Annotated in this window: 12 protein-coding genes; 6 read left to right on the top strand and 6 right to left on the bottom strand. The window is 63.1% G+C overall.

The window, feature by feature from the left end; translation table 11 throughout:
- Positions 1 to 60: 60 nt before the first annotated feature.
- Positions 61 to 1,656 carry an alginate export family protein gene (locus SH412_RS21240; RefSeq protein ID WP_336520028.1) on the bottom strand — a complete coding sequence of 532 codons (1,596 nt, stop codon included), beginning with the start codon at positions 1,654 to 1,656 and terminating at the stop codon, positions 61 to 63.
- Between the two features lie 232 nt (positions 1,657 to 1,888).
- Entirely contained in the window at positions 1,889 to 3,670 is a 1,782-nt protein-coding gene (locus SH412_RS21235) for a cytochrome c peroxidase (RefSeq protein ID WP_336520027.1), read from the bottom strand.
- Positions 3,671 to 3,960: 290 nt separating this feature from the next.
- Here SH412_RS21235 and SH412_RS21230 point away from each other — a divergent pair, with 290 nt between their 5' ends.
- Complete coding sequence (locus tag SH412_RS21230; RefSeq protein ID WP_336520026.1) at positions 3,961 to 5,094, top strand: hypothetical protein; 1,134 nt, start codon at positions 3,961 to 3,963, stop codon at positions 5,092 to 5,094.
- A 90-nt stretch (positions 5,095 to 5,184) separates the two neighbouring features.
- Here the strand turns inward: SH412_RS21230 and aspS are convergent, their stop codons facing one another.
- Positions 5,185 to 6,954 (bottom strand): aspartate--tRNA ligase, encoded by a 1,770-nt coding sequence (gene aspS / locus SH412_RS21225; protein WP_419555747.1) that lies wholly within the window; start codon positions 6,952 to 6,954, stop codon positions 5,185 to 5,187.
- A gap of 357 nt (positions 6,955 to 7,311) precedes the next feature.
- Here aspS and SH412_RS21220 point away from each other — a divergent pair, with 357 nt between their 5' ends.
- From SH412_RS21220 to SH412_RS21210, 3 genes are all read left to right on the top strand, one after another.
- Entirely contained in the window at positions 7,312 to 7,881 is a 570-nt protein-coding gene (locus tag SH412_RS21220) for a Uma2 family endonuclease (protein WP_336520024.1), read from the top strand.
- An 82-nt stretch (positions 7,882 to 7,963) separates the two neighbouring features.
- Positions 7,964 to 8,542 (top strand): REP-associated tyrosine transposase, encoded by a 579-nt coding sequence (locus SH412_RS21215; protein WP_336520023.1) that lies wholly within the window; start codon positions 7,964 to 7,966, stop codon positions 8,540 to 8,542.
- Positions 8,543 to 8,642: 100 nt separating this feature from the next.
- A complete protein-coding gene (locus SH412_RS21210) occupies positions 8,643 to 10,112 on the top strand; it encodes a D-arabinono-1,4-lactone oxidase (protein ID WP_336520022.1) in 1,470 nt (489 codons plus the stop codon).
- A gap of 3 nt (positions 10,113 to 10,115) precedes the next feature.
- Here the strand turns inward: SH412_RS21210 and bcp are convergent, their stop codons facing one another.
- Positions 10,116 to 10,592 carry a thioredoxin-dependent thiol peroxidase gene (gene bcp / locus SH412_RS21205; RefSeq protein WP_336520021.1) on the bottom strand — a complete coding sequence of 159 codons (477 nt, stop codon included), beginning with the start codon at positions 10,590 to 10,592 and terminating at the stop codon, positions 10,116 to 10,118.
- Positions 10,593 to 10,771: 179 nt separating this feature from the next.
- Between bcp and SH412_RS21200 the strand changes: the two genes are divergently transcribed.
- Complete coding sequence (locus SH412_RS21200; protein ID WP_336520020.1) at positions 10,772 to 11,563, top strand: MBL fold metallo-hydrolase; 792 nt, start codon at positions 10,772 to 10,774, stop codon at positions 11,561 to 11,563.
- Positions 11,564 to 11,859: 296 nt separating this feature from the next.
- Positions 11,860 to 12,825, top strand: a complete 966-nt coding sequence (locus SH412_RS21195) for an acyl-CoA desaturase (RefSeq protein ID WP_336520019.1) — start codon at positions 11,860 to 11,862, stop codon at positions 12,823 to 12,825.
- A 380-nt stretch (positions 12,826 to 13,205) separates the two neighbouring features.
- Here SH412_RS21195 and xylA read toward each other — a convergent pair whose 3' ends face one another.
- Both xylA and SH412_RS21185 read right to left on the bottom strand, forming a co-directional pair.
- Complete coding sequence (gene xylA, locus SH412_RS21190) at positions 13,206 to 14,516, bottom strand: xylose isomerase (protein WP_336520018.1); 1,311 nt, start codon at positions 14,514 to 14,516, stop codon at positions 13,206 to 13,208.
- A 231-nt stretch (positions 14,517 to 14,747) separates the two neighbouring features.
- A complete protein-coding gene (locus SH412_RS21185; RefSeq protein WP_336520017.1) occupies positions 14,748 to 15,743 on the bottom strand; it encodes a LysR family transcriptional regulator in 996 nt (331 codons plus the stop codon).
- Positions 15,744 to 16,134 lie beyond the last annotated feature (391 nt).

Raw genomic sequence — 16,134 nt, 5'->3', positions numbered from 1 at the left:
CAGAACTCCTTTTCGAGTTCATCGACAACTGACGACGGACCAAGGACCACTGACCAGTTTTCAATACCGGAACGTCGTCTGCAGATAGAACTGCTGGGCCGTGTCCCGCGGCATCGTATCGAAGACGGCGCCGTACCAGAACCAGAAGTATCCCGCTTCGACGCTGAAGTTCTGATTGTGGTTGTACGTCGCGACCAGATCGAGCTCCTGACCGATGTCGCTGCCGGTGTTCGGCGCGCCGATGCGCGCCCCGGTGACGTTGTACAGATAGTCGTTCGAGTTGGCCTTTGAGAAGAAGTGCTGGGCGGTCAGGAAGGTCACCTTCTTGTGCGGCTTGACGGTGAATTTCCAGTTGACGTCGCTGATGTTCTGCCGGGCGATATTGTCGATCAGACCCAGGTAAGCATGCACCAGGCCGAAATATTGGAAAAAGGTGCTGTTGGTATTGCCTGCATCCGGATCTCCGTCTCCCGACGCCCAGTCGTAGTAGAACCAGAGATTTGGTTCCCACGGCAGGCTCTTCCAGGTGTGCCCCGCCCCCACGGTCACAAAGCCGGCGTTCACCCGGCGGCCGTGATCGTTGCCGAACTGATAGCCCCCTTCGACTTCGCCATGCAGCACGCCGTCGCCGCTGTAAGCGTAGTTGCCCAGCCAGCGCGTGGCGGTCAGGTAGCGGTTGCCGAGCGGATACGCGGCCAGGTTCGGACCGCCCGCGTTGTTCTGAGACGTGTGGTCCCATAGAAAGTAGGAATCGAACGTGTGGTCCTTGACCCCCTTGTAAGTCGCCCAGGCGCCAGTGAAGACGCGGTCCTGGTTGCGCGAGTCGAACGTGTTGGCGAACCGCGCCAGCGGTCCGTCGTTCGGCGTCGCCGTATTGACGGGATTGGTGACCCATGCGTCCAGATCCCAGGCTTCGCCTTTGGTGAAGACCTTGAAGCCTTCGAAGTTCCGGCGGGTGTTCGCCCAGTCGAGGGGCGAAACCAGCCGCTGCGAACCGTAGTTGAGCTCCTGCTGACCTGTCCGAATCCAGATTTTCTGGTCGTCAATCTCCAGCGGAGCGATATCCACAAAGTAGTTCAGAAGGTCCCAGCGATTCAGGTCGATCCCGGTCGGCGGCAGGTCGTTGTGGAATATCGAGGCGTCGATCATCTCGACGTAAACCCGCGCCCAGTCGGAGTGCTTGACGTCGAGATAGTTCCGCCAGCGCCACAGGTCGTACATGTTCCGGCGGGTATCTCCCTGCGGTCGGAGCCGGTTCCGCTCGTCCATGTACCGGAATCGGAGTTCGCCGCCCCAGGAGATGGTCGTGTCCGAAAGTACGTCCGACGGGAAGATCTCGTCGAGCGGGATCTCTTTCAGGTTCTCGCCCAACAGCGGCGTATGGTTGGGATCCTTCTTGTAGCTGAAGTCGTTGTCGAAGAATGTCAGCTTCCAGGGTTGAGGCGGCGGTTTTGGAGCCGCGGGCTTTGCGGCGGGGGCCGGCGTCGTCATCACCGGTTCCGGGGCGGGGACGACGTCGCCTTCTTCAGCGGTAGCTGGCGGGGCCGGTGGCGGAACGTCCTGCGCCAGCAGAGCCGACTCCAGGCCGCCGCCGAGACCCAGCAGACCCAGCAGCGCCCACCGGCGCAAGCTCGCGATTGCGCACGCTGACCTCATCCCCATCCTCCCTGAACGCGGCCGCGCAGAACGCGGACCGCGGGAATCAACTGTCCCGATGGGGGAATGCATCGGTCTTCCTTCGCTGCCGCAATGTCCGGGCAAGACCGAATTGCGGGCAACCGAAGGTGTAACGGCACTCCCCGTGACGGACGTGTGGACCGGGGGGAGTTTTCCGGAGCGACCGATCGGCAGAATCTGCCGATCGCCACTCTGCGAAGCAGGTGTTGACCTACAAACCCCGCAGGAACTCCACGAGCCGGTCCAGCTCGGCGTCGCTCAGTTTCCGCGGCAACTGATGCTCGAACTTCCGGAAGACCGCCTCCAGCGACTTCGCCCGTCCGTCGTGAAACCACGAGCTCTGGAAGCGCACGCCGCGCAGCGACGGAGGATTAAACTGCTTCCGACCGGCTTCGTCGACGAGACCCACGTCATAGGTCAGCGGCGTCGTATATTCGGGCTCCGCATGGCAGCGATCGCAGCGCAGCTCCCGGAAGAGCTTTCGACCGGCCTCGGCCACCTCCGGTCGGGCCGCGGCGATCCGAGGCGTCGCCGGCAGCGTTTCCACATACGCCGCCAGATCGGCGGCCTGCTCGTCGGTCAGAGGCTCGCCGCGCATCGTCGATTCGGTCGAAATCTGCATCTGACGTTTGAGCGACTTCACGGCGCCAGTCCAGGCATAGGGCCCGGTCTCGGCGATGCCGCGCAGGCTGAGAGTTCGCTTGCGGGTATAGTCAAAGCCGCCGTCCGTCGAATTGTCGATGAGAATGCCGGCCGTGTGCCCGTCGGTATGGCAACTCTGACAGCTCAGCCACGCGTCATGCGAGCGTGTGCCATCGTAAAACAGCCGTTCGCCGCGATCGACGGCCGTCAGCTCCGGTGCGGCCCCCAGCGCTATCCGCTGGACTTCCTGGCCCGCCGCGACGTCGATCACCGAGACCGAATCGTCCAGCGTATTCGCGACCAGCAGCGTCGCTTCATCCGGCGTGAGCGCCAGCGCGGTCGGTCGGCGACCGACCGCAACCCGCTTCCACTCAAACCCCAGGCTGCGGTCGATCGCCACTTCGTTGACGCCCGCCAGCGGCACGATCAGCTTCCCATTCGAACGCACCAGCAGTCCGGCCGGGTCGGCCCCTCCCCGCTCGACGTCGCCCAGGAACAGCGTCCGGCTCCGATCGCGCAGATCGGCGTCCGGATTGGCGACGTCGACCATGCTGACAGTCCGCACCATGTTATTGAGCAGGGTCCCCCAGTGGATGTCGTCGCGGGACGTCTCCGAGTTGTCGTGGACATACTGCTGGGCCAGCAGCAACCGGTCGCCATCGTGGGACGGCGCCAGGCCGCGAATGTTGTGCCCTGGGACCTTCTGCAACGTGGTGACACGTAGCGGCGAAAGTTCCAGCACCGCGAGCCGTCCGCCGAACGCGTCGGCGACGATCAACCGGCCGCCGTCCGAATTCCAGACGCAGGCCCGCGGACAGAACGGCAGTTCGACAGACTCAGGACGGGGAAACTCGTCGACCAAGTCCGCCGTCGACAGGACGGTCACCGTCTGCGACCAGAGCGACGCCACAGCAACCAGCGTCTGCTGCGGGTTCAACCGGACCATCGCCGGATGCTCGGCCACGCGAATCCGCCGCAGAACCTCCAGTTGTTCCGGCTCGGCGGCCGACAGCACGATCAATTCGTGAGCCGTACCGTCCAGTGCCAGAAGCTTGTCGCCGCCCCAAGGGACTACGTCGACCAGCGCGCGACCGATGTCCTGCTCGGCGACAACTCGCCCCGCCAGCCAGTCTAGAACGCTGAGACTCCCGGAGCGCTCATTGGCGACGACCACATGGCGACCGGTCCCCAGCAGCGCCAGCGCCGCCGGGCGCCGATGACGCCGCCCCGACGGTCCCTGTTCCAATTCCTCAGCAATGGTCTCCGGAACGCAAACCGTCAGCGCGACGACGCAGCAGACTGCACCGGCCAGCAAAACCTGAGCCATCACCCGCCCGCTGCACCGCCCCACGTCAGCTTCCCTTCGAAGATTCTGACCCCAGTTTGCGGGACGCGGCGGGACAAGGCAAGGATTCGTTGATGGTCGATCGTCGATGGTCAGAGAATGACGTTCATGTCTTTGGGCCAGCCGTCAACCATCAACGGCCAGGTGCCAGTCAAAAGAGGTCGCTTGAGTGTCAGTCAAAGGAGGTCATGCTGTGAGGGAAATGACCTCCCGTTCAAGGCAAGATCGATGAGCAAAAACTGCGGGACGAACTGCTCCGGAAGGCGCTGGTCGCCGCGGTTCGGCAAGGAACTTCGATGAGGGCGGTCGCGGCTCGACACGGCGTCAGTCTGGCGACGGTGCAGCGCTGGGTAGTGCGAGCCGGCGACCAGCGGCTGGATCGCGTGGACTGGTCGGAAACGCGCGGCGGACGTCGTGCTGTTCAGGCGACGCCGCCGGACGTCGAAGAGCTGGTTCTGCAACTGCGCCGGGAACTGCGAGACCAGAGCGACCTGGGCGAGTTCGGGGCTGCGGCGATTCATCGTACCCTGCTCGAACGTCAGCAGGTGCTCGGACTCGCCACGGTCCCGGCGATCCGCACCATTGGCCGCATCCTGGAACGCCGGGGAGTTCTGGACGCGGGGCGTCGTGTCCGCCGGCCTGCGCCGCCCCGCGGCTGGTATCTGGCGGAGGTCGCCGCAGGGCGGGCCGAACTGGACAGTTTCGACATCGTGGAAGGACTGGTCATCAAGGGCGGCACGGACGTGGAAGTCCTGAACGCCGTCAGCCTGCATGGCGGACTCTGCGGCAGTTGGGTGGACGACTCCTGGACCGCGAAAAAGACAGTCACAGCCCTCCTGTCGCACTGGAGCGAACACGGTTTCCCGGACTACGTTCAATTCGACAACGACACGATCTTTCAGGGGGCTCATCAGTGGCCCGACAGCTTCGGCCGCGTGACGCGGACCTGTCTGCAATTGGGGATGAAGGTGGTCTTCGCTCCGCCACGCGAAACCGGTTTTCAGGCGGCGATCGAGGCCTACAACGGACGCTGGCAGGAAAAGGTCTGGAGCCGCTTTCAGCATCAATCTCTCGCCGACGTGCGGCAACGTTCCGACCGCTTCGTCGCGGCGCGCCGGCAGCGATCGGCCAGCCGCATCGAAGCCGCCCCCACGCGCTGGCAACTGCCGTCCGGCTGGCGCCCCGACTTCTCGCAGCCGCTGTCCGGGACAGTCATCTTCCTGCGACGTACCGACGATCGAGGTCACGTGTCTCTCCTGGGACGCGACTACGCCGTGAGCGAGACCTGGCGTCATCGGCTCGTCCGTTGCGAGGTGGATCTCACCGCCGGCCGGATCCGGATCTACCAGCTCCGCCGCCGCGAACCGAGCCGGCAGCCGCTGCTCAAAAGCTACTGCTATGACGTCCCGCAGAAGCGTTTCCACGACTGACCTCTTTTGACCGACACGCCGCCATCGCGCAACAAAACAAGTGACCTCTTTTGACTGACACCTGGCCCATCAACCATCAACGATCAACCATCATCGCGGCACATCCGTCTTGATATGCAGATCCCGAAGCTGCTTCGCGTCCACGGTCGATGGCGCGCCGGTCAGCATATCCGCCGCCTTCTGCGTCTTCGGGAAGGCAATCACGTCGCGGATGTTGTCGCAGCCCGCAAACATCATCACCCAGCGGTCGAGACCCAGCGCGATTCCCGCGTGCGGAGGGGCTCCGTATCGCAGCGATTCCAGCAGGAAGCCGAACCGGTCTTCCGCATCTTCGGGCGTGATTCCGATGAAGTTGAAGACCCGCTGCTGCACGGCCGGATCGTGAATACGGACGGAGCCCGACGCGGCCTCGTAGCCGTTGCAGATCAGGTCGTACGACTGCGCCCGGATCTTGCCGGGGTCGGTGTCGAACAGCGGAATATCTTCTTCGACCGGCTGGCAGAACGGATGGTGCTCCGCCTCCCACCGCTGTTCTTCCTCGTTCCAGGCATACATCGGGAAGTCGAGCACCCAGGCGGCTTTAATCTCGCTCGGGTCGTACAGCTCCAACTCCTTGCCGAGCCGGTTCCGCAATGCGGCCAGGGCGGCGCTCGTCACCTTGGGCGTCGATGCCACGAAGAACAGCACGTCCCCTGTCTGACCTCCGAGTCGTTCGATCAGCGCCTGCTGGTGTTCCGCGGAAAAGAACTTGGCGATCGGCGAGTCGAGCTCCGTCGGCGACTTCACGCGGAAGAACGCCAGCCCCTGCGCGCCGTAGTTCTTCACGAACTCGGTCAGCTCGTCGATCGCCTTCCGGCTGTACTTCTCCGCCGCTCCGGGCGCCCGCAGTCCGCGGACCCGGCCGCCGGTCTCAATCGTCTTGGTAAACACGCCGAAGCCGCAGGCGGTCGCGATGTCCGCGACATCGACCAGCTCCATGCCGAACCGCAGATCGGGCTTGTCGGTGCCGTAGCGCTCCATCACATCCGCGTGCGTGTAGCGGGGCAAAGGCAGCTCGTGGTCGAGCCCCTTCAGCTCCTTGACCATGCGGAGGATCAACCCGTCGATCGTCTGCAGGATGTCTTCCCGCTGCACGAAAGCCATCTCGACGTCGATCTGCGTGAATTCCGGCTGACGGTCGGCCCGCAGGTCTTCGTCGCGGAAGCAGCGGGCGATCTGGAAGTAGCGGTCGAAACCGGCCACCATCAGGATCTGCTTGTAGAGCTGCGGCGACTGCGGAAGAGCGTAGAACATCCCCGCATGAACCCGGCTGGGAACCAGGTAATCCCGCGCCCCTTCGGGCGTGCTCCGTCCCAGGATCGGCGTCTCGATCTCCAGGAACTGCTTCTCGTCGAAGTAGTCCCGCACCAGCTTCGTCATCCGGTGCCGCAGGATAATGTTCGTCTGCACGTCCGGCCGCCGGAGGTCCAGAAAGCGGTGCTTCAGACGCAGCTCCTCGTTCGGCAGCGCAGTGGTGCTTGGTTCGAACGGGGGGGTCTTGCTCTTGTTGAGGACCGTCAGCTCGCGAACCAGCAGCTCGACGCCGCCGGTGCTCAGCTTGGGATTCTCCTGCCCTTCGGGCCGGCGGACCACCTTGCCAGTGACCTGAATCACATCTTCGTAACGGAGGCCGCGGGCCCACTGCTGAATCGTGTCCGCCTCGGCAAGGTCGAATTTGACCTGTGTCCGGCCGTACCGGTCTCGCAGATCGACAAACACGATGCCGGCATGATCGCGATACTTGTCGACCCAGCCGCAGAGGGTCACGGTCTGGTCGGCATGTTCCGACCGCAATTCGCCGCAGGTATGAGTCCGAAGCACGGGCGCCATTCCTCAGTACGCCGGGGCGTGCCCGGCGGGTGTTCGATTGCGGACCGTCCGCGCCTGCGGCCAGTCCGGCTGCCAGCACGGACGTCCAGTCCCGGCCGGCGGAGAGAAAGGGGAAGTATAGATCGCCGGTGCGGTTGGGGAAAGCGGAGGGGAGTCGAGAGAAGAGAGTCCAGAGTCGAGAACCAGAAAGTCGGAGCGTGCGGCCGTCTTTCTCTGGCAATCCGCGATCAGCGATTCGCGATCAGCCAATTCCTCTGGCGACTCGCTTCTCCGCCCGATTGACTCCCCCTCCCAAATCCCCGATGGTAAAGCTCCGCCCGCACTCGGAAATCCCCTCGGAGCCAGTCCATGATTCACTCCACCGCGCCGGTCACCGCCGCCGACTTCGAAGAGCTGCTGCGCGAGGGGGAACGCTGGCTCGATCTCGCTTCCGGCCGGCTCGTCCGGTTGGAGCCGCCCGACGAACTGCATGGCAACGTGGTCTACAACTTGGCCAAAGCGATCGCGGCCCATCTCCGCCGGAATTCTGAGGTTCTGGCCTGCTTCGATGTCGGCCTGCACCTCCGCCGGGGCCCGGATACGATCCACTGCCCGGCGATTTCCTGCTTCCAGACGCCCGGGCGGTTCGGCGAAGTCGAAAAACTGGTGACCGACACGCCCCCCAGCCTGGTCGTCGAGGTCGGGTCGACGCCAGACCGGCGCGAGAGCCTGTCAGACCGGCTGGCCGACTACCGGGCGGCGGGGGTCCCCGCCATCTGGGTGGTCGACACCGTCACCCGCCACGTTCACCAGCACCTGCCGGAGGGACTGCCGCGGATGCTGAAACCACAAGACACCCTGACCGGCGAACCGGTGCTACCAGGGTTTGCAATGCCTGTGGCGCAATTGTTCGCCGATCCACCGTGGGTCGGGCGGTAGGGCAGGGGGAATTGCAGTTTTCGGGTGGCATTGGTGGCCTTCAGCCACCAGTGCGATCGCGCACGGCGAGGTTCTAATCACCATGACCCAGAAACACAAGCAGGTCCGCCACTACCACGAGCCGGGAGACCTGCACGAGTTGACATTCTCGTGCTATCAGCAGTTGGCGCTGCTGACGAACGACAATTGGCGACACTTGTTGTTCCGTTCCATCGATCGAGCCGTCGAGCGTCAGCGGTACCGACTCGTCGCGTTCGTCCTGATGCCCGAGCACGTCCACCTGCTGGTTTTTCCTACGACGACTCCCGTCGAAATCGACAACTTCCTGAAGGCGATCAAGCAGCCGTTCTCAGTACGCATCAAGTCCATTCTGCTGGCGACTCAGAAGGATCTGTTGCAGAGACTCACGATTCGAGAACGTCCCGACAAGGTTGTCTTTCGCTTCTGGCAGGAAGGCCCCGGATACGATCGGAATCTCTCGTCGGAGCGGGCGGTGCGAGCCTCCGTGGATTACATTCACCTCAATCCTGTTCGACGGGGCCTCGTAGTACGGGCCAGCGACTGGAAGTGGTCCAGTGCTCGCTGGTACGAGTCGGAGGGGCGGAACGCCGATCCGGACTTGCCTCGGATTCATGGCCTGCCCTGGGAGTTTTTCACGTAGTCTGGTGTGCCGAAGCAGGCCCACCTGGCAGGGTTCGCGAGCACTGGTGGCTGAAGGCCACCAGTGCCGCCCCCAAAATAACACTTCAGAAAGCGCGCCAGTGACCGCCCTGCAAAACTTCGGCGCCAATCTCTCCTTCACCCCTCGGGCATTCTTCGTCCCCGAAACCGAGGCCGATGTTCTCGAGATCCTCGACGCTTATCGCGGACGCAACATTCGCGTTATCGGTCGGCTCCATTCCTGGAGCGGCGCCCCGGCGGGCGAAGACGTCGTCCTCGATCTGTGCAGGCTCAATTCGGTCGAGGCGACGACAATGCCGGAGGGCGTCCGTGCCCGCGTCGGAGCCGGGTGTCAGATCAAGCGGGTGCTTGAAGAACTGGAGCGGCAGGCCAACGTCACTCTCCCGACGCTGGGGCTGATTACCGAACAGGCCATCGCCGGTGCAATTTCGACCGGGACTCACGGCTCCGGCAAGCACAGCCTGTCCCATTACATGTCGGAAATTCGGGTCGCCACATACGACCCGGCGACCGGCGAACCGGTCATTCGCACAATCACTGAGGGACCGGACCTGGCCGCCGCCCGCTGTTCACTCGGCTGTCTGGGAGTGATTGTTTCTGTCGGGTTTCTGTGCCGGCTGCCCTACAACGTCGAAGAGCACTTCGAGCGCTGCGACGCGCTGGACGAAGTGCTGACTCTGGAAGTGTCATATCCGCTGCAGCAGTTCTTCCTCGTCCCCTGGAACTGGAAGTTCTGGGTGCAGTGTCGCCGGGAAACGGTAGCGCCGCGAAGCCTGCTGGCGTCGCTGTACCGGCTCTACTTCTTTGCAACGCTCGACATCAGCTTTCACGTTCTGCTGACATTTCTCCAGCAGTACCTCCGCAGTCGCCGACTGACGAAATTCTTCTATCGCCGAGTCCTCCCCTGGACTGTGATCCGCGGCTGGAAGGTCGTCGACCGGTCGCAGGAGATGCTCATCATGGAGCACGAGCTGTTCCGCCATATCGAGATCGAGGTCTTCGTCACTCGCTCACGCCTGGCGGAGTCGCTCGGCTACGTCCGCGGGCTCCTCGAATGGTGCGACGGCGACCGGTCTGGGCTCGACGAGACTCGGCAGCAGCAGCTTCGCGAACTGGGGCTGTCGGCGGAACTGGAGGCCGGCTGCGGGGCCTATCTGCATCACTACCCGATCTGCGTCCGGCGAGTGCAGCCGGACGAGACATGGATTTCGATGGCCGCCGGAGGCGACGAAGACTGGTACGCCCTCAGCTTCATCAGCTACGCCCGACCGGACGAACGGGCCGGCTTCTTTCAGTTTGCAGAGTTGCTCGCCCGCAGCATGGCCGGGCTGTTCGACGCCCGGCCGCACTGGGGGAAGTGGTGCCCGATCGAAGGCGAAACGGCTCGCCGGCTCTACCCGGAACTGGAGACATTCCGGACGATTTGCGATCAGGCCGACCCGGACGGGCGGTTTCGGAACGCGTTCGTACGGCAACGGATTTTCGGGGAGGCCGGTCAAAGCCGGGCAGAAAACACTGGCGGCCTTCAGCCGCCAGTGGCAGGCCAATGATCGCTACTCGGCCAGTTCCGCCAGCTTGGCGGCGACCGCTGCGGCGTGGCCTTCGACCTTCACGCGCGGCCAGACCGCGGCGACTTTGCCCGACTTGTCGATCAGGAATGTGGATCGCTGCAGGCCCATCGACTTCTTGCCGTACATGTTCTTTTCCACCCACACGCCGTACGTCTCGGCGAGGGCGTGATCCTCGTCGGCCAGGAGCGGGAAGGGGAGTTCGAACTTGGCGGCGAACTTCTCGTGCGAGTCGACCGTGTCGGTGCTGACCCCCAGCACGACGGTCTCCGCGGACTGGAACTGCGCCAGGTTGTCGCGGAAGTCGCAGGCTTCCGTCGTGCAGCCGGGGGTGTTGTCGCGCGGGTAGAAGTAGAGCACAACGTTCTGTTTCCCCTTGAATTGGCTCAGCTTGATGCGGCCGGCCGGGAACGCGGGGAGGTCGAATGCGGGGGCTTTATCGCCGACTTCAGGGCGGGGCATGAGAGGGCCTTTTCTGAGGAGACGCGGAAAAACTTCGGTAGATCGTAGGCACATCGCGTCGTACGGCAAGCAACTCTCCGGCAGGCGGTTGTTCTCCCGCTCCCGACCGCCTAGAATTCCGGGCTGGCGAGGATCGCTCTCCCATCTGCAAGTCTTTATCCCTGCTGGAGTTTCGCAGCATGCTCGCCCGGCGAGAACTTTTCCCCCACGTCATCGAAATGAACTATCAGACCCGCCAGCGCCTGGGGTGCTCGGTCTATCTGGTGCACGACGCGGGCGAGTGGCTGCTGATTGATATCGGCTACGAAGACACTGCCGAAGAGATCATTGAAGTCATCCGCCAGATGGACTTCTCGCTGTCGAGCTGCAAGTACCTCGTCGCCACGCACGCCGACGTCGACCATATCCAGGGGCTCAAGCGGGCTCAGGAATTACTGCCCGGCGCGCAGACGGTCGGGCACCCCGAATGCGCCCGACTGCTGGCCGCCGCCGACCGCATTGTGACCTATGCGGAGATTTCCGCCCAGGGGATCAGCATCGATCTGCCGGCGATCAAAATCGACAAACTGATCAACGAGGGGGACAAGCTGCAGGTTGGCGGCATTGAACTCGACGTCTGGAATACCCCGGGACACACCCCCAGCCAGCTCGCCTTCCGCCTGGGAAAACTCCTCCTCTCCGGGGACAACATTTACCGCGATGGCTGCGTGGGAAACATCGACGCCCACCACGGTTCGGACATCCCGGCGTTCATCACATCGCTGGAACGGATCCGCGACGCCGACGTGGAGTGGCTCCTCCCCAGTCACGGCCCGGTCTTCCGCAAGGATTCGAAGATGATCCAGAAGACGATCGACCGGCTGGAACAGTACCAGCACATGGCCGATTTCGGCACCTGCGCCGTCGACTGGCCGCTGCTCGACGAATGGGAAGACGAGCTGATCCGCGGCTTCGATCCGGCGAAGGCCTGACGGGTTCGGATCGCCGCCGGAGTGCCTGCGTGTATCCCTGCATCCACGGATGGTCACCACCGCCGTCGGATTGTGGCGAAAACGCAACGTCGTTCTGCGTCGCAACCCGTGTTCTCATAACTGGTTGCGCGGTGACAGAAGTTTGACAGACTTATGACTGCGGCCTGACACGGATTCTGCGGAAGTCGGATAGAGTTCTTCCCGTACGGCGGCGGCTCTCCGGGAGAGTTTCCGCCAGCCCGACGTAAGGATTCGCCGGGGTCTTCCTCCCGAACTCCGAAGAGCGGAAACCAAGCATGGCCACAACTCTCAAGCCCGCCCGCAAAAAGCAGCGACTGATTCCGCTGCCCCTGACCGACAAAAAGCCGACGACCAACGCCGTCCAGCAGGAAATCTTCGACGCCTTCAGTCCGAGCCGCCTCAAATGGGGCAACATCGACTGGATCGTCCTGGGCTGGATCGCCCTGATGCACGTCGGCGCCTTCGCCGCCCCGTTCTACTTCACCTGGGTCGGACTGGCGACGTTCTTCGTGCTGCACTGGCTGTCGGGCAGCATCGGCATCTGTCTGGGTTACCACCGCTACCTGTCCCACAAGTCGATGAAGCTGGCGACCCCCGCCCGGTTCTTCACGCTGTTCTGCGGCGCCTTGTCCGGCGAAGGTTCGCCGCTGTTCTGGGCGGCCTCGCACCGCCTGCATCATCAGCGCTCCGACCACGAAGGGGATCCCCACTCGCCGACCCACGGTCCCTGGTGGTCGCACATGTTCTGGCTGTTCGCCGCTCGCAACAAGCGCGAACGCAAGCTGCTGATGGAACGCTACGTACCGGATCTGATCAACGATCCGATGATGAAGTTCTTCGAAGTCATCTACTTCCCGCTGCAGATCGCCGTCGGTTTCGTGCTCTACGGCATCGGCGAAGCCACCGGCGTCGGCGGCATGTCGCTGATGCTCTGGGGTCTCTGCGCCCGCGTGATCGCCATGTACCACTCGACCTGGTTCGTGAACTCGGCGACGCACATCTGGGGCTACCGCAACTACGAAAGCCGGGATCTCTCTCGCAACCTGTGGTGGGTCGCCATCCTCGCCTACGGCGAAGGCTGGCACAACAACCACCACGCTCACCCGTCGGTCGCCCCGGCCGGCCACAAGTGGTGGGAGCTCGATCCGACCTGGTGGGCGATCAAGGCCCTGCGTTTCGTGGGCCTGGCGACCGAAGTCAAGGACCGCATCCCGACCGCGGAAACGCCGGTCGAGGGCTAGCCCCGCGATCGTCCGATCAATAACTGATTCAACAGCGGCCCGGAGCTCCCACTCCGGGCCGTTTTCGTTCGCCGGGCGGCTTGGAACGGAGAAGAGTTTGACCACGAATGACACGAATCCGCACGAATGAAGAGGAAGAAATTGAACCACGGAGAACACGAAAGTCACGGAGTTTCTGAAGAAAGATTGAGTCCTCAGAAACTCAATCGATGATGGCCTTTATTCTCCGTGTTTTCCGTGTCCTCCGTGGTTCCGCCTCTTCTCATCTTTATTCGTGCGGATTCGTGTCATTCGTGGTTCAGTCTTTTCAAGGACGAAACGACAAGGCCTCCATCCCGATGGACGGAGGCCTTGTCTCGATACGTCAGTGACCGGACCGACTACAGATAGTCGTTGATCAGATTCTCCAGCATCTCCTGGCGGCCCGATTCGTTCGGGGCGAGCTGGCCCTTTTCCAGGACGTACTTTTCCAAGTCGGCGAACGAGACCGTGCCGGCTTCGATTTTCGCCCCGATTCCTTCGTCGAAGCTGCGATAGCGTTTCTTGACGAAGCCGCTCAGAGCGCCGTCCTTGCGGATCGCCGCCGCCGTCCGGGCGCCGCGGGCGAAGGCGTCCATCCCGCCGATGTGGGCGTAGAACAGATCGACCGGCTCGAAGCTTTCCCGCCGGACTTTGGCGTCGAAGTTGATCCCGCCCGGGGCCAGCCCCTCCTGAGCGAGGATCACCAGCATGCATTGCGTCGTCAGGTAAACGTCGGTCGGGAACTGATCGGTGTCCCAGCCGAGCAGCAGATCGCCCGTGTTGGCGTCGATGCTGCCCAGCGCTCCGTTGATGCGCGAAAACTCGAGTTCGTGCATCATCGTATGACCCGCCAGCGTGGCGTGATTCGTCTCGATATTGAGCTTCACCTTGTCGGCCAGGCCGTACGTCCGGCAGAAGTTGAGGCACGCCGCCGCGTCGAAATCGTACTGGTGCTTGGTCGGCTCCTTGGGCTTCGGCTCGAACAGGAATTGTCCGGTGAAGCCGATGCTCTTCGCATGATCGACCGCCATATGCATGAACCGGGCCAGGTGGTCCAGTTCGCGCTTCAAGTCGGTGTTGTAGAGGTTGTGATAACCTTCGCGGCCGCCCCAGAAGACGTAGTTCACGCCTCCCAGATCGTGGGTCACTTCGAGCGCCTTCTTGACCTGCGCGGCGGCGTGGGCGAAGACGTCGGCGTTGCAGGTCGTGGCGGCGCCGTGCATGTAGCGCCGGTGCGAGAACAGGTTCGCAGTGCCCCACAGGAGCTGGATGCCCGTCTTCTGCTGGTGTTCTTTGAGGACCTTGGCGACGGCGTCGAGGTTGCGGTTGGACTCGGCGAGGTTGGCTCCTTCCGGAGCGACGTCGCGATCGTGGAAGCAGTAGAACGGCGCGCCGAGCTTTTCGATGAACTCGAAGGCGACTTCCACCCGCTTGCAGGCGTTGGCGACCGAGTCGCTGCCGTCATCCCAGGGACGCTGCAGCGTCGCCGAGCCGAACGGATCGGACCCGGTTCCGCGGAACGTGTGCCAGTAGCAGACGCTGAACCGCAGCAGGTCCTTCATCGTCTGGCCCTCAATCACCTCCTCGGGATTGTAGTGCTTGAAGGCGAGCGGGTTTCTGGACTTCGGACCCTCGTACGCAATTTTCGGAACTTCAGGAAAGTACGCCATCGGCGAGCCTCATTGGTGCGCTGCGGGACACGGATCCGGAAGCCGGGCGCGGTGCATCGGGCGACTTTGATCGCTGGCGCACAACGGAAATCACTTCCGGAAGACGCCGGAAAGTGTATCACCCGTCAAATCCTCTGTCAGCCGGCCATCGCGCGGCCAAAGTCACTCACGTCGTGGGATCGGCGGATGCGGAGTGGATTTCGGAGAACGCTCCGGTACGGGGAAACGCAGTTACTCCGGGAATTTCTGAGCCCCGGCGGCCTGCTGGATCAGATTCCAGAGTTTTTCGCCCAGCGGCGTGAGATCTTTTACGTCGGAATTTCCCGCAGAATGGCGACAGATGAGCTGGACCTGGGGGATGTCGGCGGGGCTGGTCGCAATCCGCTTGGGGGGGAGCAGCCCCTCGGAGCGTTCTTCGAGAGCCGACGCCCCGATCAGGCCGATCCCGAAACCGTCGCGGACATACGACAGCAGCGCAGGCCAGGCGCCGATTTCCATCACCGAATCGAACCGGTCCTGGAGCCGGGCCTCGATCAGCACGCGGTCGATTTCCTGGCGCAGACCGGCTTCGGCTTCGGGGAGGATCAGGGGGAGGCCGGCGAGCTGTTCGAAGCGGACGTCGGCGTCGGGAAGCTTAGCAAATGCCGCGTGGACCGATTCGGGCGCTTTCTTCCCGCAGACCAGCACCCAGGGATCTCTGAAGAGCGGTTCGACGACCAGGGGTCGATTGGCGATCCGGTAGATTTCATCGGCGGGGTAAGTGACCACCGCCAGATCGAGCTCGCCCGTCGCGACCCCCAGAATTCGTTCTCGCCCTGCAGCGGTCGAAACACGGAGCCTGGCGTCGGGGCGTTGCTTGCGGAACGCCAGCAGCGCTTTACGGACGAACGTCAGGACCGCGAGCTGCCCGCAGGCCAGCGAGACATCCGGCGCCAGCGCAATCCGCTCGTCGATGTCGGTCTGCAACGTCCGCGCCAGGCGGACGATCTGCCGCACCGCGGGCAGATTGCGTTTTCCTTCTTCCGTGAGAAACCAGGTCTTGCCGCGACGTTCCAGCCACGGCCGGCGGGCCTGGGGATTCGAATGCTGCAGGACGGCCAGCCGCTTGGACATGCTGGGCTGGTTGATCCCGAGAATCTCGGCGGCACGGATGGCGTCCCCGTCGCAGTCGATGACGGCGATCAGCGTCTCCAGCATGTCCAGGCTCAATCGATCAGGCCGCGGCACTGAGTGTCCTTTGTCGGGTTCGGCGGTCATCGCCGGGCGGTGCCTTCAATCGTGACGTGGAAAACCCATCGGTCACCATGTCAGAAGCCAGTTTAGCGGACGGGTTGTTGTTCGCCACTGGCGAAGGTCTGGTTCTGGTTCAGGCCGGTAGCAGCGGACTCTGCTGCGGAGTTCTTTCAAGTCGGACACCGCTCCCGAGTGACGAAAAACGGCAACGCAGGTCAGTCTTCGTCATCCGGATGCCGGTTCAAATCAAAGATCCGGAAAGTCAGTGGATGAGAATCTCCGAGGACCGGTTGACTCGGGTTCGATGTCCAGTATGCTCATACTCTCACTGCTAGCTGAGTTTTGCGGATTGGGCTTCTTCAAATGGCACGAGCGAGAAAAGTCG

Source organism: Planctellipticum variicoloris, from assembly GCF_030622045.1.
Taxonomy (GTDB): domain Bacteria; phylum Planctomycetota; class Planctomycetia; order Planctomycetales; family Planctomycetaceae; genus Planctellipticum; species Planctellipticum variicoloris.
Note: the sequence above shows the minus strand (reverse complement) of the source record. Positions and strands in the feature narration are given on the sequence as shown.

Coding starts and splice junctions, on each gene's coding strand:
- SH412_RS21240 (WP_336520028.1), bottom strand. CDS start 1,656: ATGAGGTCAGCGTGCGCAATCGCGAGCTTGCGCCGGTGGGCGCTGCTG.
- SH412_RS21230 (WP_336520026.1), top strand. CDS start 3,961: ATGAGGGCGGTCGCGGCTCGACACGGCGTCAGTCTGGCGACGGTGCAG.
- SH412_RS21220 (WP_336520024.1), top strand. CDS start 7,312: ATGATTCACTCCACCGCGCCGGTCACCGCCGCCGACTTCGAAGAGCTG.
- SH412_RS21215 (WP_336520023.1), top strand. CDS start 7,964: ATGACCCAGAAACACAAGCAGGTCCGCCACTACCACGAGCCGGGAGAC.
- bcp (WP_336520021.1), bottom strand. CDS start 10,592: ATGCCCCGCCCTGAAGTCGGCGATAAAGCCCCCGCATTCGACCTCCCC.
- SH412_RS21200 (WP_336520020.1), top strand. CDS start 10,772: ATGCTCGCCCGGCGAGAACTTTTCCCCCACGTCATCGAAATGAACTAT.
- SH412_RS21195 (WP_336520019.1), top strand. CDS start 11,860: ATGGCCACAACTCTCAAGCCCGCCCGCAAAAAGCAGCGACTGATTCCG.
- xylA (WP_336520018.1), bottom strand. CDS start 14,516: ATGGCGTACTTTCCTGAAGTTCCGAAAATTGCGTACGAGGGTCCGAAG.